Genomic DNA, 23,028 nt, shown 5'->3' with positions numbered 1-23,028 from the left:
TCCCGGGTCCGTCAGAGCCCGGCGGAGGACGTGACGTGGACCTTGACCTGCGAGCGGTCGTCGAGCACCGCGCCGATGGCCCGGTCGGCCTCACCCAGGTCGTAGCTCGCGGTGACGAGCGGGCTGAGGTCGACCCCGCTGCGCGACAGGAAGCGCAGCGTCTGGGGCCAGACCCCCGGCGAGCCGATGATGCCGCGCGCCTGCAGCTCCTTGGACTGGAAGAGCCCGAGGCGCGCGGGCGCGGACCCGCCGACGTCGATGCCGATGTAGACGATGCGGGCGCGGAAGGCGGCCACCTCCAGCGCGGTCGCCATCGCCGCGGGCTTGCCGCTCGCCTCGATGACGACTGACGCCCCCTGGCCCTCGGTGAGCTCGGCCACCTCGTCCGCGAAGGAGTCTGCCAGCGGGTCGACCACGACGTCGGCACCGAGTCGGCGCGCGAGCTCCCCACGGGCAGCGGTCGGTTCGGCCACCACGACCCGGGCCCCACGGCCCACGGACGCGGCGACGACCCCCAGCCCGATGGGTCCGGCCCCGAGGACGAGGACGGTGTCGCTGGCGTCGACGTTGTCGGCCCGCAGGGTGGCGTAGTACCCGCAGCTGAACGGCTCGACGAGGGCGCCCTGGGTCCAGGTGAGGTTGTCCGGCAGGCGGTGCAGCCACGACTCCTTGGCCACGAAGAGGTCCGCCGCGGCACCGCTGATGCTGAAGCCGAAGTGCTCCTCGCCGATGACGCACTCCCCCACGACCCGGTCGCCGACGCCCCAGGCCCGGACGTCGCGGCCGACGGCGACCACCTCACCCGCCCACTCGTGCCCGGGGATCACGGGGAACTCGAAGGGGATGATGTAGCGGCCGGCCAGCAGCTCGAGGTCCGAGTGGCAGATCCCGACGCTCCGGCTCGCCACGAGGACGTCGTCCGGGGCGAGCGCCGGACGGTCGATCTCGTTGACCTCGACACGGTGGGGTCCCATGAACTGCAGCGCGCGCATGATGTCCTCGACAGGGCTGGAGCGGTGTTCACCGCTGAGGCTGACAACGGGAAGAGAGTTCAGTAAGAGTGAACGCTTCGTCCGCGGACTGTCAAGGGGGTGGACGGGTCAGGGCCGCGGGTGCTGCACGAACCAGACGCCACGGGCCGGCTCGGACCGCAGGTTGCGGAACAGGTGCGGCTGGGAGGACTCGAACCCGATCGCCTCCCCCGCGCGCAGGGTCACGACCTCGAACCCCACGGTCACCTCGAGCTCGCCCTCGAGCAGGTACCCGAACTCGGAGCCCGCGTGCTGCAGCATCCGTCCGTCGTTCGTGGAGTTGCTGTGCGGGGGGTAGACGATCTCGATGAAGTCCAGGTCACTGCCCGTGTTGGTGGCCAGCCGTTCCCACACGACCCCCGTGTCCATCTCGAGGCGCGACCGCGTCCCGGGCCTGGTCACCGAGATGCGGTCGGGCCCGCCCTCGCCCGGCGCGCCCGCCACGGGGAACGCGAGCTCTGACCGGCTCACGGGGCCGGAACCGTTGTGGGAGTGGGATTCCGGGGCAGCGTCACCGTTCGGCGAGCTCCACTCCGGGTGGTCGTGGGCCCCGGTCGGCGCCTCCACCGCGAACAGGTCGTCGATGGAGACGTTGAGGAGCTGGGCCATCGAGTAGAGGGTCGCGACCGAGGGCTGCGACTTGCCGTTCTCGAGCTGGGAGACGAAGGAGGGGGACACCCCGAGCTGGCGAGCCACCTCACGCAGGGACATCCCGGTGGTGAGGCGGACGTCGCGCAGCCGCCCACCGAGGTTCCCGACGTGGTCGGCCACTGCGTCATCTCCCCCGTGCGGTCCTGTGCTGCCGTCGACGCTACCGGCTCGGACATCAGCACCCCGGCGACTCGCGGGCATCGGGCCTCCACCGGGTGACGGGCGACGGTCGTCGCGGGACGGGAACTGTCCCCAACGTTAATCGTCACTTGACGCTCTGTCCAGATCAGGACACCATCAGGGCGTCGAGACGCCACCTGCACGACGGGCGCGTCGCCACGCCCCGTCCCCCATCGTCCGGAGGAGAGCCCATGGACCGCACCGCCCTCGTTGTCGGAGTCACCGGAATCGGTGGCGGCAACGCCGCACAGGCCCTGCTGGACAAGGGTTTCGAGGTCGTCGGGCTCTCGCGCTCGGTGAAGGACCCGATGCCGGGGGTCGAGCACGTGCACGCCGACGTCCTCGACGCGGAGTCCGTGGAGCGCGCGGTGCGCGGCCGGGCCATCACGGACCTGGTGTTCACGACGTGGCAACGGCAGGCGACGGAGGCCGAGAACATCCGGGTCAACGGGGCCATGCTCGACAACACCCTGAAGGCCCTCGGCCGCACCACCCAGCTGCAGCACGCCGTCCTCGTGACCGGGCTCAAGCACTACCTCGGCCCGTTCGAGGCCTACGCGAAGGCACCGGCCGAGACGCCGTTCCGGGAGAGCCAGGAACGCCTGCCCTTCGACAACTTCTACTACGAGCAGGAGGACGTCCTCGTCGACGCAGCGCGCGCGCAGGGCTTCACGTGGTCGGTGCACCGCCCCCACACGATGATCGGCTACGCGCTCGGGAACGCGATGAACATGGGCGTCACGCTCGCCGTGTACGGCAGCATCTGCCGCGAGACCGGCGCCCCGTTCGTCTTCCCCGGGAGCCCCCAGCAGTGGAACGGCGTCACCGACCTCACCGACGCCCGGCTGCTCGGGCGGCACGTGGCCTGGTCGGCCACCGAGCCCGCCGCCCGCAACCAGGCGTTCAACACCGTCAACGGCGAGGTCTTCCGGTGGCGCCAGCTGTGGGGCCGGGTCGCCGAAGGTCTCGGGGTGGAGGCCGCCGAGTACCCCGGTGAGCCGCAGCCGCTCGAGGGGCGGATGGACCACGCCGACGAGGTGTGGGGCACCCTCGTGGAGCGCCACGGGCTGGCGCCCCACCGCGCCACGGAGCTCGCCTCCTGGTGGCACACGGACGCCGACCTCGGTCGGACGGTCGAGACCTTCGCCGACATGGGCAAGAGCCGCGCGCTCGGCTTCCTGGAGTACCAGGACTCGGCGCAGTCCTTCCTCGACCTGTTCGACACCCTGCGGTCCCGCCGGATCATCCCGTCGCTGTGACGCCGACGACGCGGGCCACGAGCACCACCCTGCCCATGCCCACCCGCCTCCTCATCGGCGGCGAGTGGCTCACGGCCGGCGACCCGTTCCCGGTCGTCGACCCCTCCGACCTGTCGGTCATCGCCGAGGTGAGCGACGCCGGCACCGACGAAGGGCTGGCCGCGGTCGCCGCCGCCCACGACGCCTTCCCGGCGTGGTCCGCGACGCCGGCGCGGCAGCGGGCCGAGGTGCTGCGCCGGGCGTTCGAGATCATGACGGCCGAGGCCGACCAGTGCGCCCGCCTCATCAGCCTGGAGAACGGCAAGGCCTACCGCGACGCCCTGGCCGAGACCACGTACGCGGCCGAGTTCTTCCGGTGGTTCAGCGAGGAGGCCGCACGCGTCGAGGGCGGCTTCCGGCCCTCGCCGTCGGGCGACAAGGTCATCGTCACCGACCACCGGCCCATCGGGGTCGCGTACTGCATCACGCCGTGGAACTTCCCGGCGGCGATGGCGACGCGCAAGATCGGCCCGGCGTTGGCCGCGGGCTGCACCGTCGTGCTCAAGCCCGCGTCGGAGACGCCGCTCACCGCCCTGTGGATCGGCGAGGTGATGACCCGGGCCGGGGCACCGCGCGGGGTGGTCAACGTCATCACCACGAGCCGGTCGGGGGCGGTGTCCGCAGCGGTCCTCGCCGACCCGAGGGTGATGACGCTGTCGTTCACCGGGTCCACCGACGTCGGGAAGGTGCTGCTCAAGCAGACCGCCGATCGCGTGCTCCGCTCCTCGATGGAGCTCGGGGGGAACGCGCCGTTCGTCGTGCTCGAGGGGGCCGACGTCGACGCCGCCGTCTCGGGGGCCATGGTGGCCAAGATGCGCAACGGCGGAGCGGCGTGCACCGCGGCCAACCGCTTCTACGTGCACGCCTCGCTGGCCGATCCGTTCACCGACAGGTTCGAGCGCGCCCTGGCCGCGTTGCGGATCGGCCCCGGCATCGACCCGGCCACCGAGCTCGGGGCCATGGTCAGCGTGCGCGAGCGCGACAAGGTCGTGCAGCTCGTCGCCGACGCCGAGGCTGCGGGCGCCCGCCCCACCCGGCTCGGCGAGGCACCGCCCGGGGGCGCCTTCCTCGCCCCCGTCGTGGTCCGCGACGTCGAGCACGGGTCGCTCCTGACCCGCACCGAGGTGTTCGGTCCGGTGGCGCCAGTCGTGACGTTCGAGGACACCGACGACGCCGTGCGGATGGCCAACGACACCGAGTACGGGCTGATCTCGTACGTGTACGCGCCCGACGCCGGCGCCGGGCTGTCGGTCGGGCGGCGACTGGAGTCGGGGATGGTCGCGGTGAACCGCGGCGTCGCCTCGGACCCGGCCGCCCCGTTCGGCGGGATGAAGGAGTCCGGGCTCGGACGTGAGGGCGGCTTCGCCGGCGTCCACGAGTTCCTCGAGGTGCAGTACCTCGCGGTCGACCTCTGAGGTCGTCGCCGCGAGGTCCTCGACAAGAGCCCGCCGGGTGCTCGACGATGGGCCGGTTCCCTGACCTGCGGACTCCTCGGTGAGTCCGACGACCGAGGCCTTCCGGGAACCAGCGCAGGGGGTGCCCGATGACTGCAGGTCCGTCCTCGACCGACGCGAGACCACGGGCGGTGCTGGTCCACGGTGCGGTCACCGCCGGCCGGGAGACCTGGCAGGCGCAGCAGGAGCTGGCCGGGGAGTTCGAGCTGCTCGTCCCCGACCGCCAGGGCTACGGCACGGACGGCCCCGACCGGCCCGACGACCCCGTGGCTGACGCCGAGACCATCAGCGACCTGCTCGGTGACGGCGCGCACCTCGTCGGGTACTCGATGGGCGCGATGGCCGCGATGCTGGCCGCCGCCCGACGTCCTGCATCGGTCCGGAGCCTGGTCCTCGTGGAGCCCCCTGCGCTCGACCTGGTGCGCGGACGAGCCGACGCCGACGAGTTCGTCGCGGGGTACGAGGCCGTCCGCGCCGCGTCCCCAGACGCGGAGCGCTTCCTGCGGGACTTCCTCGTGTTCTTCGGCGCGGACCCGGCCGAGGTCGCCCAGATCCCGGAGCCGATGCCCGAGGACATGCGCCGGGCGGCGGTGGCCCAGTTCACCGGAGCCATTCCCTGGGAGGTCCCGACACCTGTCGCCGAGCTCGCCGCCACCCGCTTCCCGGTCGTGGTGGTGTCCGGTGGCCACAGCGAGATGTTCGATGCCGTCTGCGACGTGCTCGCCGACCTCCTGGACGCCGACCGGGCCGTCATCCGCGGAGGCGGCCACGGGGTCCAGTTCACCGGGGCCCCCTTCAACACCCTGCTCCGGGAGACGTGGACGTCGGACCCCGGGACCCACCGCAGAAGCCGGTCGACAGGCGCTGCTCCGCGGGAGTAGACAGGGGACCTCGGACGGGGAGGCACGCGATGGCGCAGACGGCACGGCTCGCGGCGCTCGGCACGGCACTCCTGCTCATCACGGCGTGCTCGTCGCCAGGCGGCAGCCCGGCGACCACGGCCCCCACGACCGCCACGCCCTCCGCGGCCCCCTTGTCGCTGGTGGTCATCGGGGACTCCATCCCCTACAACAGCCAGCAGGACTGCCCCGGCTGCCGGGGCTTCGTCACCCGGTACGCGGAGGCCCTCGGGAAGGCCACCGGCCGCGTGGTCGACGCGAAGAACCGCTCGGAGCACACCGGACTCACGCTCCCCGGCCTGATGAAGAGCCTGCCGTCGCTGCGCACCGAGCTGAGCGGGGCGGACGCCATCATCGTGGCCATCGCCCACAACAGCTCGCCCCTCAGCAGCGAGGCTCCCTGCGGGTCGGGCTTCGACGAGGCGGCCTCCACCCTCGAGGACTGGTCGAAGGTCGACGCGGCGTGCGCGGACGCCGGGGCCGCGGAGTTCCGCCCCGTCTACGACGAGCTCTACGCCACCGTCGCGGGCTGGCGGTCCGGGCGGCCCACCATCCTGCTGACGGTGAACAAGTACAACGACTGGATCGGGTGGGAGCAGGCCCACCTGACCGCGGACCAGGAACAGCGCACCACCGTGGTCCACGACGCCTGGAACACCATGCTCTGCGCGTCGGCGACGCAGCACGGGTTCGACTGCATCGACCTCTACCACGCGTTCAACGGCGCCGACGGGTCGACGGCCTCGGGTGACCTCGTCGCAGCCGACTACACGCACCCCTCGCAGAAGGGGAACGACCTCATCGCGCGACTCCTCACCGAGCGGGGCTACGCGCCACTTCGCTGAGGAAGTGCGGGTCACGCCGCGGACGCTCGGCGGTCAGAGCCAGGTGTGGATGCGGACCGTGGTGCCGGCGTCGCCGGAACGGACCTGGACCAGGTCGCACAGCTGGTGCGCCATCCAGAGGCCGCGACCCCGGACGTCGTCCCACGACGGCAGGTGGCGGCCGGCGAGGGGGTCCTCGATCCGGCCCGTGTCGCGCACCTCGACGACGAGCGCCTCGGGCTCCTCCCACATCCGCAGGTCGCCGCTGCCGCCACCGTGCTCGACGCTGTTGACGGCGACCTCGTGCACGGCGAGGGCGAGGTCCTGCCCGCGGTCGACCCCCAGGCCGAGCGCGAGGGCCCGCGCCTCGACCTCGGCCCGCACCGCGGCGAGCTGGCCGCGGCGGAAGTCGCGGACCGGGACACGCGGGTCGGGTGGGGACAGCTCGGCGGCGAACAGGGTCCCGAGGTGGGTCGGCCCGCCGTAGGTGCCGTCGGCCGGCTCGAGGTCCTCGACGACGACCGGGTGCGAGCGTCGCGCCTCCTCGAGGACGGCGTCCGGGAGGCCCTCGGCGTCATAGGGGCACAGCAGCCACAGGGGGGTGTCCGGGGGGACGGCCGCGTTCAGCAGGGCCTCGTGCAGCTGGCACTCGGCGAGCTCGCTCCCCCGCCGGCCCGGCCAGATGGGTTCCCCGATGCCCCGCACGGGACGCCCGGAGCCGGCGTGCTCGTCGGTGAAGTCCCGCCAGGCCGGGATGATCCGGGCGGGGTTGGCGCCGAGCTCGCTCATGTCGAGCAGGCGGACCTCGCTCGCCGCGGTGCCGAGGGCGTCGCGCAGCAGCTCGAGGTGCCGCGGGACGAGGGCGACCATGACCGGCTGCCCGAGCTCGAGGCCGTCGAGCACGAACGGCACGGTCCGCGCGAGGAAGCTGTCGGCGCCACGCCAGAAGTAGGCCTCGTGCCGGTAGCGGTCATGGGCCGGAGGACGGGGCGACGCCGCCCTCGCAGCCCCCTCCATCGCGGGGGTCGCCGAGACGCCGTCGACAGCGCCGCTGGTGGCGGGCGTTCTCGATGTCATGGGCACCCTCCTCACGAGGTGTGCACTCGATCGCATGGGCTGAGCAACCGGGGCCTACCTGCGAAGACTACTGCGGTCGGCGCCCGATGGGCAGTCGTGGGGACACCCGGACCCTCAGGGAAACCCCGTACCGACGGGTCTCCGACGCGCCCCGGCCCGGCGGTTCGGCGTCCGAACGGGCCCTGTGTCCGCACCCCAACCATCACATCGGGCCATTCCTCCGGGCCTTCGCGTGGCGGACACTGGGGTCACGGGGAGTCCAGGACCAGCCCGCGACGTCACGGAAGGGGCAGTTGCCCGTGGAACCCCCTTCGGCACCGGAGCTCTCCGACGACGAGCTCGCCCGGGAGATCGAGCTGCTGGGTGTGCTCGTGCTGGCCGCCTCACGCTCGCCGCGACACCTGACCCAGGACGAGGTCGACGAGGTCCTACGCGGCTCCGACGAGGACACCGACCCCCTGGGGGACGACGACGACCCGTGACGCGCGGCCTCAGGGCTGGTCGGGCGGCGGACGGTCGTGTCCGGCCCACGTCGACGGCGGGTCGCTGCCGGGGAAGGACTCCTCGTCCATCTCGTCGGCCAGGGCGTCGTCGTGGGCGAAGGCCGCGGCGGCGTCCAGCCCTGCCTGCTCGCCCTTCGGGGGCGTCGCGTCCGGCTGGTCGCTCATGCCTCGACCGTACTCCGGGGGCCTGCCGCGATCCATGGCCCGGCCGCGCCGGTGAGCGGCGTCCTCCGTGGTGTCAGGCCTGCTGCGGGGCGAGGAGCTCGCGGACCCGGCCCTCCGGGTCGAGCCGCCCGAGGAGGGCGTCGGCGATCCTCGTCAGCTGCCGCACCTGCGTCGGGGTCAGGGCGTCGATGACGTGGTGGCGCACCGCCTCGACGTGGGCCGGTGCGGCCGCGACGACGACGTCCCACCCCTCGTCGGTGAGCCGGGCGTTCGTGGCCCGGCCGTCCTGCGGGCAGGGGAAGCGCTCGACGAGCCCGCGGCCCTCGAGGCGCTGGACGACGTGCGAGAGCCGCGGGAGCGTCGCGCTGGTGCGCTGGGCCAGCGCGGTCATCCGCAAGGTCCGCTCGGGAGCCTCGGACAGCATCGCCAGCACGAAGTAGTCGAAGTGGCTCAGGCCCGAGTCACGGCGCAGCTGGGCGTCGAGGACGCCGGGCAGCAGCTCGACGACGGCGGCCAGCCGCAGCCAGGCCGCCCGCTCCTCTGGGTCGAGCCATCGGGTCTCCATACCGGCAACTGTACCGCAGTTGGTTGAAGGAACAACTTTCGATGCGCTACAGTTACTTGTATCAACAACCAAATCTCTCATCCTCAGGAGGACACCATGGCGCACATCTCGATCATCGGCACCGGCAACATGGGCCAGGCCATCGCCGCCGTCGCCGGCTGCGGCGGGCACACCGTCACGCTGGTCACCAAGGCGGACACCGACATCGCGCTCGGCGACGTCGTCGTCCTCGCCGTGCCCCACCCGGCCGTCGCCGACGTCCTCGCGACCTGGGGTCCGGCCCTGGCCGGCAAGGTCGTCGTCGACATCACCAACCCGCTGAACTTCGAGACCTTCGACTCGCTGGTCGTGCCCGCCGACGGCTCGGCCACCGCGGGCATCGCCGCAGCCCTGCCGCAGTCGCTCGTCCTCAAGGCGTTCAACACCAACTTCGCCGGCACCCTCGCCTCGGGAACCGTGGGCGACCTGCCCACCACCGTCCTCATCGCCGGTGACGACGCCGACGCCAAGGCGACTCTGGCCGGGATCGTCACGTCCGGTGGCCTGAAGGCCATCGACGCCGGCGGCCTGTCCCGTGCCCGTGAGCTCGAGGCCATCGGCTTCCTCCAGATCACGCTCGCCGCCAACGAGAAGATCTCGTGGACCGGCGGCTTCGGCGTCGTCGCCTGATCCCCTTCACACCACCAGAGAACGGAACCGCACCATGACCGTCAACGCCGTGCGCCTCAACCACGCCGTGCTGTTCGTCAGCGACGTCGACCGCAGCGTCGCCTTCTACGAGCAGGCCTTCGGGATGACGGTCGTGGCGCGGGAGCCCCGCGCCCGAGCCGCCTTCCTGCGACTCCCCCGGTCGGGGAACCACCACGACCTCGGCCTGTTCGGCGTGGGCGCGCAGGCTCCCCGGCCGCGCGGGTCGCTGGGGCTGTACCACCTCGCCTGGCAGGTCGACACGATCGACGAGCTCGTCGACGCGCGCTCGACCCTGCAGCGCCTGGGCGCCCTCGGTGGCGAGTCCAGCCACGGGGCCACGAAGAGCCTGTACGCCCAGGACCCCGACGGCAACGAGTTCGAGGTCATGTGGATGCTGCCCCGCGACACCTGGGGCGAGTACGAGAACTCCGCGCCGGTGGAGCGCCTGGACCTCTCGGCCGAGGTCACGACGTGGTCCGGTGTCCGCACCGCCGCCGAGCTGGTTCCCCTCGACGCGCCCGACCCGCGATGAGCATCACCGCCTTCGCGGCGTCGGTGGTCGCGACGCACGGTGCCGACCCGTCGGCCCCGCTCGTCGTCCTGCTCCACGGCCGGGGGTCGAACGAGCGCGAGATCCTCTCGCTGGCCCCGCACCTGCCCGGCGGCGTGGAGTACGCCGCCGTGCGGGCGCCCATCGCCGAGGGTGGCGGCTTCGCGTGGTTCGCCAACCGCGGGATCGGCCGCCCCGTCGCGTCGTCCCTCGAGGCGACGATGGCATGGTTCCTTCGCTGGCTGGACGAGGTCGCCCCCGCCGGGCGGCCGGTCGTCCTCGTCGGCTTCAGCGGGGGCGCCGCCTTCGCCGGCGGCCTCGCCCTCGCCGAGCCGACCCGCTTCGCGGGCGCCGCGATCCTGTACGGGACGCTGCCCTTCGACGCCGGTGTGCCGCTCGACCGCGGCCGCCTGGCCAACCTGCCGGTGTTCGTGGCTCGGGGCGAGGCCGACCACGTCATCCCGCGCGAGCTCCTCGACCGCACCTGGGCGTACCTCCACACCGAGTCCGGCGCCCCCACGGTGGGCCGCCGTGACCCCGGTGGCCACGGCATCACGGCCGCGACGCTGCACCGCCTGGCCGGATGGGTGGCCGAGCGCGTCGCGCACCTGGCCACCGACGGGCCGGCGCCCGTGGGCGCCCCCTCGGGTGCCGTGTGGGACGCCGTGCCCGGTGGCGCACTGCCCCACCGGGAGGGTCCGGCACCCGAGGTGTCGTGGGACATCCCGCAGCAGCAGCTGTCCCAGACCGCGCCGGAGTCGTTGCAGGAGAGCCTCTTCCAGCGGATCAGCGCCCTCGCTGGAGTCCACGGCGGCCCCTCGCACATCTCCGTGCCCGGGGCGAGGGCCTTCGCCCTTCCCGACGGCACCGGACCGCACGACGCCTACCTCGTCCCGGGCGTGCGCGAGTTCGCCCACCTGCACCCGGCGTACGACGGGTCACTGCACCTCGCCCTTCCTGCCGCCCATGCCGCCGACCTCGTCGCGCACGGGTGGGGCGTCCCCCACCCGTGGGCCGGGACCCGGCTCGCCGCCGGGTTCGTCATGCTCTTCGGCCCGCGGACACCGGACGAGCTCGAGACCGTCCTCGCGGTCGTCCGCGCTGCCCACGCCGTGGCCTCGGGGCCGGACCCCGCCTGAACCACGGCGGCAGTGAGGGGTGGCCAACGGTCCCGGTCAGCACGGCGGAGCAGCCACGAGCCACCCTTCGTGCCCGGATGTCGTCAGTAGGTCCCCTTGACGACGAAGAACGACCCGCGGATGGTGCCGGCCAGCTTCGACCTCTGGCGCGCGAACTTGAACCGCTCGGCGAGCTCGGCGGGCACCTCCATGCCGTCGGAGAGCTTGAACCCCACGGCCCGCTTCCCACCCTCCTCGAGCGTGTAGAGCACGTTCACCGACAGCCCCGACTCGTGGAACACGTACGACCACCGGATGCCGTCGACCTCGAACTCGGTCGCCTCGAGCGGCGGTGAGGCGATGGTGAAGTCGCGCTCCTCCTCGATGATGCGGCGCACGCGCTCGACGACGTCCGGCGCCTCGCTCGCCGGCTCGACGGTGAAGACGTGGGCGTACTTGGTGCGGAAGTACCGGGCCTCGTTCGCCCGCAGCCCGGCGAGCGCCTCGGCGACGGGCGACGACTCGAGCCCGACGGTGGACACGTCCACGAAGTCGACGACGTAGGACATCCGGACCTCCACAGCACTCGGCGACCTCTCGGGGGCCACGCTAGCCGCGGGCGCCACGCCCCGGAACCGCGCACTCGTCCGCCGTCCCGCCGCGCGTCCGCAGTCACCCTCTTCGTGTCCTGCTACCGCGAGCGCCCGATGCACCTCCCGGTCTAGGTTGGGCCCCAAGCGCATCCCGCGCGGCAGCGTGGAGAGGCGGTGCCTGATGGAGCGGTCGGTCGCGCAGGAGCGCCTGCTGCTCCTCGCCTGCCTCTCGGTCCTCCTGGTCCTGGCCGTCTTCGACGCCACCAGCACCCAGCGCACGCTCTCCGGGACCTACGGGCTGGCCCCCGTGCTGGCCGCGGCGCTGCTGCGCACGCGGCTGGTCCTCACGTGCGGCGTGGCGGCCGTGGTGACCTCGGCCCTGTCGTTCCTGTGGAACGGCAACCTCGGGCTCGACTGGGGCGTCCGGCTGGTCATCGTCGTCGCGCTCTCGGTGACAGCAGTCGTCATCGCCACGAGCCGCGAACGGCGCGAGAGCCGCCTGTCGCGCATCACCCTCATCGCCGAGGCCGCCCAGCGGGCGCTGCTGCGGGCCATGCCAGCCGCGGTCGGCCCGGTCGGGTTCGCGGCCCGGTACGTGTCCGCCACCGAGGAGGCCCGCATCGGCGGGGACCTCTACGAGGTGGTCTCGACGCCGTTCGGCACCCGCGCCATCGTCGGCGACGTCCGGGGCAAGGGACTGGAGGCCGTCCAGCTCGCCGCGACGGTGCTCGGTGCCTTCCGCCGCGCCGCGTACTCCGTCGAGGACCTCGCGGGGCTGGCCCGTGAGCTGGACGTCGTGGTCACCGCCGTGGCCGAGGTCGAGGACTTCGTCACCGCCGTGCTCGTGCAGTTCGGCGACGACAGCTCGCTCGAGGTCGTCAACGTCGGCCACCTCCCGCCGATCCTCATCGGCGGGGGCAGCCGCGACACGGCCACGGTGCTGGACACCGGCGACCCGGTGCCTCCCCTGGGGCTGCACCCTGACCCCGTGGCCGTCACGCGGGCCTGGGCCCCCGGCATGCGCCTGCTGCTGTACACCGACGGCACGACCGAGGGACGCGACCGCAAGGGCCAGTTCTTCGAGCTGACGAGTGCGGCCTCCACCCTGGGGAGCGGGACGCTCGACGAGGCGCTGGACCGCCTCATCGCAGCGCTCACGGTCCACGTCGGCCACGCCCTCACCGACGACGTCGCCCTCGTGCTCGCCGAGAACAACGGCGGGTCCGCGCCCGCGCGCGGCCCGCGGTCGTAGCCCGTCGGGCCGACACCCGACCGCGGGTGTCGGCTACGGGTGCGGGAGGACGCCGACGCCCACGGCGTGGTCGAGGACGAGCTGGCCGTCGAGCTCGCGGCCGACGACCCGCCGCGCGACGTCGGTGAGCTTCTCGCCGTGGTCGCGGGCGTATCGACGCAGTGCCGTGAAGGCGTCGTCCATGCCGATCCCCCCGACGTTGGCGAGGACGCCCTTGGCCTGCTCGAGGACGACGCGGCTGGTCAGGGCGTGCTGCAGCTGGGCGTTGACCGTGGCCGAGTCCGCGGCCGCCTTCTCGTTGACGATCGCGACGCTGGCCACGTGGGCGAGGGCCTGAGCGAGGTCGAGGTCGTCGTCGGCGAGGCGTCCGGCGGTGGCGCCGAACAGCCCCAGCGCCCCGAGGACGGTGTCGTGGAGCCGCATCGGCAGGGCGTGCACGGAGGCGAAGCCGATCTGCGCAGCGGCCCGGCAGAACTGTGGCCAGCGATCGGCCTCCGCGACGAGGTCCGGGGCGACCACCGGAGCGCCCGTGCGGTACGTGTCCAGGCACGGCCCCTCTTTGCGCTGGAGCTGGAGGACCTCGAGGTGCCGGGTCCCCTCCGAGGACGCGGCCACGAGGTGCAGCACCCCGTGACCGTCGGCGAGCAGGAGCCCCGCGGCGTCGATGTCGAGCAGGTCGGCGCAGTTCGTGGTGAGGCGGGCCAGCAGGTCGGTCATGTCGTAGCCGTCCACCAGCTCGTTCGACAGCTCGACGAAGGCGCGGATGATCTCGTGTTCCCTCGTGTCCACCTCATCCACCCTTTCGTCGCCGGTCGTCCGGGTCCCGTTCGAGGACCAGTCTGCGCTCGAGGATGGCCCACGCCACCTCCTTGGCCGTCTGGCCGGTGGCGATGGCGTGCGCCCGCAGGCGCACGAGCGCCTCGTCCGGGTCGACGTCGAGCTGTGACACGAGCATCCCGGTGGCCTGGTAGACCTCGACCCGGTCCAGGTCGGCCAGCTGCTCCACGCCATCGTCCTCCGGCGCCTGGTCCACGGTGGCACCGGCCACGAGGTCGAGCAGCGGCATGGCCGCCAGCTCGGCGGCCAGCCAGCCTGCCGCCAGGCGCTGCTCACCCAGTGGACCCGGGCCCTCGCGGAACAGGTCGAGCGCCCCGACGCACGCGGTGGTCAGCATGATGGGCAGGGCGAACACGGCCCGCACCCCTTCGTCGACCACCGCGGCCGCGAAGGCGGGCCAGCGGCGCTCGTCCACGGAGTCCAGGTCGGGAACGAGCACGGCGCCGCCCGTGGCCGCGGCATCGAGGCAGGGGCCCTCACCGAAGGTGAACTGGTACTCGTCGAGGCGCCGGCTGACCTCGCTGCTCGCCCCGTAGGTGCCGAAGGAGAAGCCGTCCTGCACCATCGAGATGGCGGCGCCGTCGACCCCGAGGAGGTCGACGCAGGCCTGGCACAGCCGGTCGGCGGCCTCGAGTCCCGGGGGCACGCTGGCCATGAGGTCGTTCAGCTCGTGCTTCATGGTCTCCAGCGATGACGCCATCTCGACCCTGCTTCCTCGCGGGTGCCGTCCGGGCCCACGTCACGGGTGCGCGGGTCGACCATCCGGTCCCGAAACCACGTCGTCCCCCGAACGTACACCGCATCGACGCCGCGGTCCCGGGACAACTCAGGAGACGGCCGAGACGTCGGTGAGGACGCGACCACCGGGTGGCCGCTCGACCGGGAGCAGCAGGTCGAGCACCCGCTTGACCGGACCCGCCGCACCGCTGAGCTCGACGGGCACGGTGTGCGCCATCTGGAGGATCAGGGAGGCCGAGCGGACGTCGCAGAACGTCAGGTCCGCCAACTCGACGACCACCCGGCGAGGGTGGCGGTCCACCAGCCGGTCCAGCTCGCGCGTCAGCAGGTGCACGGTGGTGATGTCGGCCTCCCCCGACAGCTCGAGGACCCAGGCGTCGCCCGCGTCCCGGTGACGGGTCCGCAAGGTCGTCGAGGTCCTGCTGCGCGAGGCGGTCCGAGCTGCGACGGTTCGCATGTCGACTCCTCCGGTCGATGGGTTTCACCACCGGGTCCGGGGCAGCCGTGGACCTCTCATTCTAGTCCTGCAGGACCGACCGCGACAGGGCCCACAGCGCCGGGTGTGGCGCCGCCGATCCGCCGAACCGTGCGGGGCTGAGCACGCCCTACACTCGCGACACGCGAGCGCGAAGGGAGACGATGAGCGGCTCACACGGCCACCGTCACGGGGCGGGCAACGCTTCGGCGGAGGACGTCCCGGTGCCCACGCGCGCGCGAGCGGTTCTCCTGGGCGCCCTGGTGGCGTTCGGGGTCGCCACCCTCGTCGGTCTCGTCGTGCTCTGGCCCGACGCCGCCACGGTGCAGAAGGTCGGTGCCGGTCTGGAGTACGCCGCCCCGGGGGTGACGTTCCCCCACGCCGAGATCATCAAGGTCGACCCGACCTGCCCCGACGAGCTCAGCCCCAGCGACCCCTCCTCGAGCGCGCCCGCCCGGGCCTGCGTGCTGGTCACCGCGCGCCTGACGACCGGCCCCACCCGCAGCGAGGACGTCAAGGTGCCCCTGCAGGGCCCCATCGCCTCGGCGAACCTCGGTCCGGGCGACTCGGTTCAGCTGCTCCAGGTCCCCGGCGGGGGCGGCGAACCGCCGAGCTTCACGTTCGTCGGCGTGGACCGGGCCGGTGACCTCGGGTGGTACGCCCTCGCCTTCGTCCTCGTCGTCGCCCTCGTGGCCCGGCTCCGGGGGCTGCTCGCCATCGTCGGCCTGGTGTTCAGCGGGCTGGTCATCGCCCGGTTCATGCTCCCCGCGCTGCTGACCGGCGAGGCGGGCGTGGCGGTCGCGCTCGTCACGGCCAGCGCCATCATGTTCGTGGTCCTCTACCTCGCCCACGGGGTCTCCGTCCGGACCAGCACCGCGCTGGCCGGCACGCTGGGCGGCATCCTGCTCACCGCGGCCATCGCCGCCGCCGCCGTGAGCACGTCGCACCTCAGCGGCGTCAGCGACGAGACCGGTGACCTGCTCTCCGGGTACGTCGGCGGCCTGGACTTCCCCTCGCTGCTGATGGGCGCCATCGTCATCGCCGGGCTCGGGGTGCTCAACGACGTGACGATCACCCAGTCCTCCGCCGTGTGGGAGCTGCGCGGCGCCGCCCCCGAGCTCACCCGGACCGAGATCTTCCGCAGCGCGATGCGCATCGGCCGCGACCACATCGCCTCGACGATCTACACCATCGTCTTCGCCTACGCCGGCGCCGCCCTCTCCGTCCTGCTCCTGGTCTACCTCTACCAGCTCCCCCTCCTGGACCTGCTCGGCACCGAGGACATCGCCACCGAGGTCGCGCGGACCCTGTGCAGCGGCATCGGCCTCGTCCTCGCGGTCCCCCTGACCACCGCCATCGCCGCCGCGACCGTCACCGGGGCTCGCGTCGCGGCTGTCGCCGACGGCGAGGAGCCGCCGCCGAGGACGAGGAGCAGCCGCCACCGCTGAACCGGTGTCGGCAGCCCTCGTACGATGCGTCCATGACGTCGGAGCGGCCGTCCCCCACGATGGCCGATGTCGCGCGCCGCGCGGGTGTCTCGCACCAGACGGTGTCCCGGGTGCTCAACGCCCCCCAGACGGTCAGCGCGGCCACCCGGCTGCGGGTCCACCAGGCCGTCTCCGACCTCGGGTACCGCCGCAACTCCATCGCCCGGGCCCTGGCCAGCGGGCACACCCGCGTCATCGGCGTCGTCGTCGACGAGCTGGCGTTCCACGGGCCGGCGAGCACGGTGGTCGCCGTCGCGGAGGCGGCCCGGCAGGCCGGCTACGTCATCTCCCTCGACCCCCAGGACACGATGTCGACCGACAACGTGTCGGCCGCGCTCGAGCGCCACGTCGACCGCGCCGTCGAAGCGGTGGTGGTCGTGTCCGCCCACGGGTGGGCCGGCATCGACTCCTCGGTCGCCGACGTCGCCATCCCGGTGGTCAGCGTCGACGGCGCCCTGGGAGGGGCCACGGCCTCCGTCGGCGTCGACCAGCGGGCGGGGGCGACCATCGCCACGCGCCACCTGGTCGAGCTCGGTCACCGTCACATCGGGCACGTCGCCGGTCCCGCCGACTGGCCCCAGGCCGTGGAGCGACGGGCGGCCTTCCTCGCGGCCCTCGAGGCCCACGGCCTCCGCCCGGGTCCCGTCCTCGACGGCGACTGGAGCGCCCGCTCCGGCCACCAGGCCATGCACCGGCTGCTCGGCCAGCACCCCGAGCTCACCGCCGTGGTGGTCGCGAACGACCAGATGGCGGTCGGCGCCTACCGCGCGATCGCGCAGTCGGGCCGTCGCGTCCCCGAGGACATCTCGGTCGTGGGTTTCGACAACATCCCGGAGGCCGGCTTCCTCAGCCCTCCCCTGACCACCGTGCAGCAGGACTTCTCGGCCCTCGGGAGGGAGGCGGTGCGTCTCGTCCTCGCCGCCCTGGCCGGGGAGCCGTGCCCGTCGCGGCTCATCCCGCCGCGGCTCGTCGTCCGGGCGTCGACCGCCCCTCCGGCGAAGGGTCAGACGCCGACGAGGTGAAGCAGGAGGCCCTGCGCGGGGGCCAGCACCGGAAGCGGCAACCCGCTTGACCCCAGGACGGCGCCCGAGACCACCACTCCGGAACCCTCGACGGCCCGCTCGAACCACCCCGGCGGGCGCGTCTGCAGCGTCGCGGGCAGCCCCGCCTCGGGCCGCACGCGCACGCGGTAGCGGCGCGCCGGGTCGAGGCCCGGGAGCGGGACGGGGCCCGGTGAGACCCCGCGTCCGGTCGTCACCTGGACGATCGAGAAGACCGCCTCCGAGCGGTCGCTCGCGACCACTCCCCCGACGACGAGCGAGGGGTCGGGATGGTCCGACCGGACGACGTCACCGTGGTGCACGAGGGGTCGCAGCTCGCGGTAGAGGGCGCTCCAGCGGCGCAGCGCCTCGAGCTCGTCGACCGAGCACTGGGTGAGGTCCCACTCCAGCCCCGCGTGGCCGCCCAGGGCCACGAGCATCCGCAGCGACAGGTCGAGCTCTCGATGAGTGGTGTGCGCACGGGGCGGCCCGATGTGGGTGCCCATGAGCTCCGGCGGCACGAGCAGCCCGGTCCACCGCTGGATGGCCACGCGCTCGAGCGCGTCGTTGCAGTCGGAGGTCCACACCCGGTCGGTGTGCTCCAGGATGCCGAGGTCGACCCGGCCGCCCCCGCTGGAGCACGACTCGACCTCGAGATGCGGGTGCCGCGAGCGCAGCTCGTCGAGGAGCCGGTACAGGGCACGGGTCTGCTCCCCCACGGCCGGCCGGTCCTCGCCCCGACCGTCGCTGCGCACCGCGTCGTGGAGGTCGCGGTTGTGGTCCCACTTGATGAAGTCGATCTCGTACTCGCCGACGAGCCGGCTCACGGCCTCGAGGACGTGGTCGTACGCGTCCGGGGCGGCGAGGTCGAGGACGTGCTGGTGGCGGGCAGGGCGCGGTGGTCCCGCGGCCGGTCCGAGGATCCAGTTCGGGTGGGCGCGGGCGAGGTCGGAGTCGAGGTTGACCATCTCCGGCTCGAACCAGAGGCCGAACTCCATCCCGAGGGAGCGCACGTGGTCGACGAGCGGTCCCAGCCCGTCCGGCCACACCTCCGCCGACACCACCCAGTCGCCCAGGCCGCGGGTGTCGTCGCGGCGCGAGCCGAACCAGCCGTCGTCGAGGACGAACCGTTCGACGCCGATCGACGCGGCGGTGTCCGCGAGCCGGGTGAGGTGCTCCAGGTCGGTGTCGAAGTACACCGCCTCCCACGTGTTGAGGACGAGTGGGCGAGGACGTCGCGTGCGCTCGTCGGCCCGCGACCGTTGGTGTCCGGTGAGTCTGCGGGTGAGCCCGTCGAGACCCTCGTCCGACCACACGAGGACGACGTCGGGGGCGTGGTGGGTCTCCCCCGCGGCGAGCCGCACCTCTCCCGCAGCGAGGAGCTCTCCGCCACCGAGGACGGCCGCGGCCGTCCCTGCGCGCTCGGGCAGCCGCTCGACGAGGTGCTCGTGGTTGCCGCTCCAGGCGACGTGGGCCGCCCACACCTCTCCGTGGCGGAAGCCGAAGCCCGAGGTGCCGGCGACGAGCAGGAGGGTGGCGTCGTGACCGGTGCGTCCGCGCCGTCCCTGCCGTGCGAAGGTGCCGTCGGTGAGGGGATGACGTTGGGGCGCGCGCTCCCTCATCCACCGACCGGAGAGGTCGAGGAGCTCGTCGGCCCTGGTGGGCAGCGGCACGAGGGTCCGGAGGGCGGACACCTCGAGAGGCGGTTCGTCGGCCGCGGCCGTGGAGGTGATCGACGAGGACACGCGCAGGACGCCGTGCTCGTCGAGATGGTGGCGAAGGACGACCTCCGCGGCGCAGGCGTCCGCCGCGGCCCGCACCTCGATGCAGGATCCTTCGACCGAGACGGTCGCGCGCCAGCGGGGCGCGGCTGAACCTCCCGCCCGGTGGAGCGCGATCCCCGGCGTGCCCAGCCAGCCCTCACCAGCGGTGGGGAGGACCGTGAGGTCCCACGGGTCGTCGAGGGCGTTGTGGGGCACCGGCCCCTCCCGCAGCAGGAGGAGGTCGGCGACGGCCTCGTCGGGCAGGTCGGCGCCCCAGCGCAGGACCGACGGGAGGCCCTCTCCGTCCTGGCCGAGGACGAGGAGGGCGCCGCCGCCGCGAACCGTGGTGGTGACGGTCATCCCTTGGTGGAGCCCAGCGTGAGCCCTGAGACGAACTGCTTCTGCAGGACGAAGAACACGATGAGCACCGGGAGCGCGACGATGATGGACCCCGCGGCGACGAGGTTGGTGTCGGCGAAGAACTGGCCGCGCAGGTTGTTCAGCGCGCTGGTGACCGGGTACTTCTCGCCACGCGACAGGAGCACCGTGGCCCAGAAGAACTCGTTGTAGATCCACGTGACCTGCAGGGTCGCGAGGGCGGCGAGGGCCGGGCGGACGAGGGGCATCGTCAGCTGCCAGTACTGACGCCACACGGATGCTCCGTCGAGCTCCGCCGACTCGTAGATCTCGTACGGCAGCGTCTTCATGTAGTTGCTGAGGACGAAGGTGCAGAACCCCATCTGGAACGCCGTGTTGACGAGGATCAGCGACCAGTAGCTGTTGAGCATCGTGCCGCTCTCGCTCATCACCGCCGGCAGCGGCACCTCCTTGAACATCCGGAAGACCGGGATGAGCAGTGCCTGCGGCGGGAGCAGGTTGGCCGCGAGGAAGATCCCGAGCAGGGTGAGGTTGAAGCGGTACGAGAACCGCGACAGGACGAACCCGACGAGGGAGGACAGGAAGAGCGTGAGCGCCACGGCCGGGATCGTGATGATCAGCGAGTTCTTGAAGTGCAGCCCGAAGTTGCCGCGGTTCCAGGCCTCCGAGTAGTTGTCCAGGGTCCACCCGCCGAACGAGAGGTACCCGTTGGTCTGGGTGAAGGAGTAGTCGCGGAAGGAGTTGTACGCCGACCACAGCAGGGGGAAGAGCCACACGACGGCCAGGACGAACATGACGACGGTGGCCACCGTCCCGCGGCGGCGGTTGATCACCCCTCCACCGGCGGAGTGCTGGCTCGCCGCGCCCTTGGGCTTCTTCGTGGTCGGCACGGTCTCGACGCTCATCGGCCCTCCTCCCGGAAGACGATCCGCAGGTAGACGGCGATGAACACCGAGGAGATGATCATCATGATGACGGCCAGCGCCGAGCCGAACCCGTACCGGGTGGCTTCGCCGACGACGTTCTGCGACACGAGCGCAGAGATCAGCTCGAGCCCGTTGCGGCCCTTGTTGATGATCCACACGAGGTCGAACGCGCGCAGCGACTCGATGACGACGATGACGAGCACGATGAGGTTGATCGGGCGCATCACCGGGAAGATGACGAGGAAGAACGTCTTGACCTCGCTCGCGCCGTCCACGGCCGCCGCTTCGCGCAGTGACGCGTCGATGCCCTTCAGACCTGCCAGGTAGAGCAGCATGATGTAGCCGGTGTGCCGCCAGGCCGTCGCCACGAGCACCGCCCACAGGTTGACGTCCGGGTCGCCGTACCAGTCGATGTTGCTCCCGAACACCTCGTTGATCAGGCCCTGGTCCGTGGAGTAGAAGAGCTGCCAGATGAAGCCCACGAGCGCCATCGACAGCACGACGGGGAGGTAGAACGCCGTCTGGTAGAACCGGCTCCCCCACATCTCGCGGTCGAGGACCACGGCGAGCGCGACGCCCGCGATCGTCGGCAGGACGAACAGGAAGACCAGCCAGATGAGGTTGTGCTGGATGGCAGGCCAGAACGGCGGGTAGATCGTCGCGATGTCGCTGTAGTTCTGGGTGCCGACCCACTGGATCCCGCTGAACTTGAACCCGTTCCACTTCGTGAAGGACAGGAGCACCGACGCCAACGCCGGCAGCCAGACCAGCCAGACGACGAGCAGCGTGGGGACGCCGATCATCAGGGAGATGACGATGCGGTCGCGCGTGCTCCTGCGCTTCTCGACCCGCCGGGAGGCGCGGCGCCTCCCGGGTCGGGCCCTCGTTGCCGTGGTCATGGGCGCGTCACCCGACCCTGGCTCACTTGCCGAGGATGGAGGCGGCCTGCTGCTGGATCGACGCCGTGATGGAGTCGATGTTGTCCGGGTTCTTGAGGAAGTCCTGGATCGACGCGGTGATGACCGTGTTCGCGAGGTCGGCGTTGGTGTCGCGGTCGAGGAACTGCGCGATGGACTTCGCGTTCTGCACGACCTCGACCGACTTCTTCTGCAGCGCCCCGTACTTCGCCGTGCTGGCACCGGAGTTGGCCGCGATCATCGGTGCGGAGGCGGCGTTGTTCGCGGCGTCGGCGGCCTCGGCCGACCCGAGCCACTTGGCGAACGCCTTGGCGGACTCCTGCTCCTCTCCGCCGGCGGCCACGCAGAAGCCGTCGATCGGGGCGTCGAGGGCGTCGTTGCCGATGGTCTGGTCGAGGGCCGGGAACGTGAAGAAGTCCATGTCCTCGGCGGCCTCCTTCGAGACCCCGTCGACGACGAAGGTGCCCAGGAGGTACATGCCGCACTCCTGCTTCTCCACGGAGGTCGCCGCCTCCTGCCAGGTCCGCCCCAGGGCGTTCTCCTGGTGGTAGGGCAGCAGCGTCTTCCAGGTCGCGAAGACGTTCTTCACCTCGGGGCTGTCCCACTTCTTCTCGCCCTTGGTCAGGGCCATGTGGAAGTCGTAGCCGTTGAGCCGCATGTTGAGGATGTCGAAGGTGCCCATGGGGGCCCAGGCGTCCTTGGCCGCGAAGGCGAAGGGGGTGATCTTCTTGCCCTGCATGTCCTTCATCAGGGCGTTGAGCTCGTCGAGGGTCTTGGGCTCGGCCCAGCCGTTCTTCTCGAAGACCGACTTCCGGTAGAACACGGCCCACGGGTAGTAGCTCACGGGCACGAAGTACTGCTTGCCGTCGGAGGCCGTGGCCGACTTCTTGAACGCGTCACCGAGGCCGTCGATGGGCCAGATGTCGCTGATGTCGCTGATCAGCTCGTTCTCGGCGAACTGCGACATGCGGTACCCGGCGAACCAGGTGAACACGTCGTCGGGGGTGCCCTGCAGGTAGGTGTTGATGCTCTCCTGGAAGGTGTTGTGGTCCACGGCGTTCGGGGAGACCTGCGCCCCGGTCTTCTTCGCGTAGGCGTCGGCCATCGCCTGGAGCCGCTCGTACGCCGGGCCGGAGCCCTTCGCCTCGTTCATCCCGAACTTCACCGGTCCGGCCTTGGCCGACGCACCACCGGACCCTGACGGTGCCGGGTCGCCGCCGCACGCGGCGAGGGTCGCCGGGACCCCGAGGAGGGCGCCGGCTCCCAGCGCTCCGCGCAGGAGGGAGCGGCGGTCCACGCCGGCGACGGAGGCAGGGATGGTGCTCGAGGGGCGGCTCTGACGGGGGGCCGGACGTGCCATGGTGTCTCCTTTGACGGGCCGATTCTGACAGTTTCGACCAGAACCAAACATCGGCGATTCACGGCGAGTGTGGAAGTGTCCCCGGGTGGTGTCAAGGGCCTCGACCGCCCTCTGAGGGCCCTGCTGGGCCTGTCCGACAGGAATATTCGCACGTGGAAGGCCCATGTGAGCGCTCACAAACTGCCCCCGCCGGGCGGCCCTCTTGTCGAAGGTGGGTTCACCACCGCGATGTGCGAAGTTGTTGACAACTGGACGGA

General features: G+C 72.1%; 24 protein-coding genes. 11 read left to right on the top strand and 13 right to left on the bottom strand.

Translation table 11 applies throughout. The annotated features are described in order from the left end of the window. Nucleotides 1–11: 11 nt before the first annotated feature. Both ACFLFB_RS03370 and ACFLFB_RS03365 read right to left on the bottom strand, forming a co-directional pair. The gene (locus tag ACFLFB_RS03370; RefSeq protein ID WP_392544292.1) at nt 12–992 is read right to left on the bottom strand and encodes a zinc-binding dehydrogenase; all 981 of its coding nucleotides are present in this window, start codon (nt 990–992) and stop codon (nt 12–14) included. A 108-nt stretch (nt 993–1,100) separates the two neighbouring features. Next, nucleotides 1,101–1,802 (bottom strand): helix-turn-helix domain-containing protein, encoded by a 702-nt coding sequence (locus tag ACFLFB_RS03365; protein ID WP_392544291.1) that lies wholly within the window; start codon nt 1,800–1,802, stop codon nt 1,101–1,103. Nucleotides 1,803–2,053: 251 nt separating this feature from the next. Here ACFLFB_RS03365 and ACFLFB_RS03360 point away from each other — a divergent pair, with 251 nt between their 5' ends. From ACFLFB_RS03360 to ACFLFB_RS03345, 4 genes are all read left to right on the top strand, one after another. Beyond that, nucleotides 2,054–3,121 carry an SDR family oxidoreductase gene (locus ACFLFB_RS03360; protein ID WP_392544290.1) on the top strand — a complete coding sequence of 356 codons (1,068 nt, stop codon included), beginning with the start codon at nt 2,054–2,056 and terminating at the stop codon, nt 3,119–3,121. Between the two features lie 35 nt (nt 3,122–3,156). Then, nucleotides 3,157–4,575, top strand: a complete 1,419-nt coding sequence (locus tag ACFLFB_RS03355) for an NAD-dependent succinate-semialdehyde dehydrogenase (protein WP_392544289.1) — start codon at nt 3,157–3,159, stop codon at nt 4,573–4,575. A 128-nt stretch (nt 4,576–4,703) separates the two neighbouring features. Further along, nucleotides 4,704–5,495 (top strand): alpha/beta fold hydrolase, encoded by a 792-nt coding sequence (locus ACFLFB_RS03350; RefSeq protein ID WP_392544288.1) that lies wholly within the window; start codon nt 4,704–4,706, stop codon nt 5,493–5,495. Nucleotides 5,496–5,524: 29 nt separating this feature from the next. Then, a complete protein-coding gene (locus ACFLFB_RS03345; RefSeq protein ID WP_392544287.1) occupies nt 5,525–6,358 on the top strand; it encodes an SGNH/GDSL hydrolase family protein in 834 nt (277 codons plus the stop codon). Between the two features lie 33 nt (nt 6,359–6,391). Here the strand turns inward: ACFLFB_RS03345 and ACFLFB_RS03340 are convergent, their stop codons facing one another. After that, entirely contained in the window at nt 6,392–7,414 is a 1,023-nt protein-coding gene (locus ACFLFB_RS03340; protein ID WP_392544286.1) for an anti-sigma factor RsbA family regulatory protein, read from the bottom strand. A 299-nt stretch (nt 7,415–7,713) separates the two neighbouring features. Here ACFLFB_RS03340 and ACFLFB_RS03335 point away from each other — a divergent pair, with 299 nt between their 5' ends. After that, entirely contained in the window at nt 7,714–7,896 is a 183-nt protein-coding gene (locus tag ACFLFB_RS03335; protein WP_392544285.1) for a hypothetical protein, read from the top strand. A 9-nt stretch (nt 7,897–7,905) separates the two neighbouring features. Here the strand turns inward: ACFLFB_RS03335 and ACFLFB_RS03330 are convergent, their stop codons facing one another. Both ACFLFB_RS03330 and ACFLFB_RS03325 read right to left on the bottom strand, forming a co-directional pair. After that, on the bottom strand, nt 7,906–8,082 hold the full coding sequence (locus ACFLFB_RS03330) for a hypothetical protein (protein ID WP_392544284.1): 177 nt from the start codon (nt 8,080–8,082) through the stop codon (nt 7,906–7,908). Nucleotides 8,083–8,155: 73 nt separating this feature from the next. Then, on the bottom strand, nt 8,156–8,647 hold the full coding sequence (locus ACFLFB_RS03325; RefSeq protein WP_392544283.1) for a MarR family winged helix-turn-helix transcriptional regulator: 492 nt from the start codon (nt 8,645–8,647) through the stop codon (nt 8,156–8,158). 96 nt (nt 8,648–8,743) lie between these two features. Between ACFLFB_RS03325 and ACFLFB_RS03320 the strand changes: the two genes are divergently transcribed. The 3 genes from ACFLFB_RS03320 to ACFLFB_RS03310 are packed head-to-tail and all read left to right on the top strand — an operon-like array spanning nt 8,744 to nt 11,026. Then, nucleotides 8,744–9,316 carry an NADPH-dependent F420 reductase gene (locus tag ACFLFB_RS03320; protein ID WP_392544282.1) on the top strand — a complete coding sequence of 191 codons (573 nt, stop codon included), beginning with the start codon at nt 8,744–8,746 and terminating at the stop codon, nt 9,314–9,316. Nucleotides 9,317–9,350: 34 nt separating this feature from the next. Beyond that, on the top strand, nt 9,351–9,869 hold the full coding sequence (locus ACFLFB_RS03315) for a VOC family protein (protein ID WP_392544281.1): 519 nt from the start codon (nt 9,351–9,353) through the stop codon (nt 9,867–9,869). After that, nucleotides 9,866–11,026 (top strand): alpha/beta hydrolase, encoded by a 1,161-nt coding sequence (locus ACFLFB_RS03310; protein WP_392544280.1) that lies wholly within the window; start codon nt 9,866–9,868, stop codon nt 11,024–11,026. Before ACFLFB_RS03315 ends, ACFLFB_RS03310 begins: the two co-directional genes overlap by 4 nt. Nucleotides 11,027–11,109: 83 nt before the next feature. Here the strand turns inward: ACFLFB_RS03310 and ACFLFB_RS03305 are convergent, their stop codons facing one another. Beyond that, entirely contained in the window at nt 11,110–11,574 is a 465-nt protein-coding gene (locus tag ACFLFB_RS03305) for a phage tail protein (RefSeq protein WP_392544279.1), read from the bottom strand. Nucleotides 11,575–11,779: 205 nt separating this feature from the next. Between ACFLFB_RS03305 and ACFLFB_RS03300 the strand changes: the two genes are divergently transcribed. After that, complete coding sequence (locus tag ACFLFB_RS03300) at nt 11,780–12,850, top strand: PP2C family protein-serine/threonine phosphatase (protein ID WP_392544278.1); 1,071 nt, start codon at nt 11,780–11,782, stop codon at nt 12,848–12,850. A gap of 33 nt (nt 12,851–12,883) precedes the next feature. Here the strand turns inward: ACFLFB_RS03300 and ACFLFB_RS03295 are convergent, their stop codons facing one another. From ACFLFB_RS03295 to ACFLFB_RS03285, 3 genes are all read right to left on the bottom strand, one after another. Further along, a complete protein-coding gene (locus ACFLFB_RS03295) occupies nt 12,884–13,639 on the bottom strand; it encodes a GAF and ANTAR domain-containing protein (protein ID WP_392544277.1) in 756 nt (251 codons plus the stop codon). Nucleotide 13,640: 1 nt separating this feature from the next. Next, a complete protein-coding gene (locus ACFLFB_RS03290; RefSeq protein ID WP_392544276.1) occupies nt 13,641–14,366 on the bottom strand; it encodes a GAF and ANTAR domain-containing protein in 726 nt (241 codons plus the stop codon). A gap of 147 nt (nt 14,367–14,513) precedes the next feature. Further along, nucleotides 14,514–14,882, bottom strand: a complete 369-nt coding sequence (locus tag ACFLFB_RS03285) for an STAS domain-containing protein (RefSeq protein ID WP_392544275.1) — start codon at nt 14,880–14,882, stop codon at nt 14,514–14,516. A gap of 242 nt (nt 14,883–15,124) precedes the next feature. On the opposite strand from ACFLFB_RS03285, the gene ACFLFB_RS03280 reads away from it, so the two are divergent. Both ACFLFB_RS03280 and ACFLFB_RS03275 read left to right on the top strand, forming a co-directional pair. Further along, complete coding sequence (locus tag ACFLFB_RS03280; RefSeq protein WP_392544274.1) at nt 15,125–16,348, top strand: YibE/F family protein; 1,224 nt, start codon at nt 15,125–15,127, stop codon at nt 16,346–16,348. A 32-nt stretch (nt 16,349–16,380) separates the two neighbouring features. Continuing rightward, entirely contained in the window at nt 16,381–17,409 is a 1,029-nt protein-coding gene (locus ACFLFB_RS03275; RefSeq protein WP_392544273.1) for a LacI family DNA-binding transcriptional regulator, read from the top strand. Here the strand turns inward: ACFLFB_RS03275 and ACFLFB_RS03270 are convergent. From ACFLFB_RS03270 to ACFLFB_RS03255, 4 genes are read right to left on the bottom strand one after another with little or no spacing between them, the layout of a single operon-like run. Then, nucleotides 17,391–19,550, bottom strand: coding sequence for an alpha-galactosidase (locus ACFLFB_RS03270; RefSeq protein WP_392544272.1), 2,160 nt, complete (start codon nt 19,548–19,550; stop codon nt 17,391–17,393). The two genes, ACFLFB_RS03275 and ACFLFB_RS03270, sit on opposite strands and share 19 nt — an antisense overlap. Further along, nucleotides 19,547–20,473 carry a carbohydrate ABC transporter permease gene (locus ACFLFB_RS03265; RefSeq protein WP_392544271.1) on the bottom strand — a complete coding sequence of 309 codons (927 nt, stop codon included), beginning with the start codon at nt 20,471–20,473 and terminating at the stop codon, nt 19,547–19,549. Before ACFLFB_RS03265 ends, ACFLFB_RS03270 begins: the two co-directional genes overlap by 4 nt. After that, on the bottom strand, nt 20,470–21,393 hold the full coding sequence (locus ACFLFB_RS03260) for a carbohydrate ABC transporter permease (RefSeq protein WP_392544270.1): 924 nt from the start codon (nt 21,391–21,393) through the stop codon (nt 20,470–20,472). Before ACFLFB_RS03260 ends, ACFLFB_RS03265 begins: the two co-directional genes overlap by 4 nt. Nucleotides 21,394–21,415: 22 nt before the next feature. Continuing rightward, the gene (locus ACFLFB_RS03255) at nt 21,416–22,771 is read right to left on the bottom strand and encodes an ABC transporter substrate-binding protein (RefSeq protein ID WP_392544269.1); all 1,356 of its coding nucleotides are present in this window, start codon (nt 22,769–22,771) and stop codon (nt 21,416–21,418) included. Nucleotides 22,772–23,028: the final 257 nt, after the last annotated feature.

The sequence above is a fragment of the Oryzobacter telluris genome (genome assembly GCF_043099285.1).
Lineage (GTDB): Bacteria > Actinomycetota > Actinomycetes > Actinomycetales > Dermatophilaceae > Oryzobacter > Oryzobacter telluris.
This window is presented reverse-complemented; position numbering and strand designations above follow the sequence as displayed.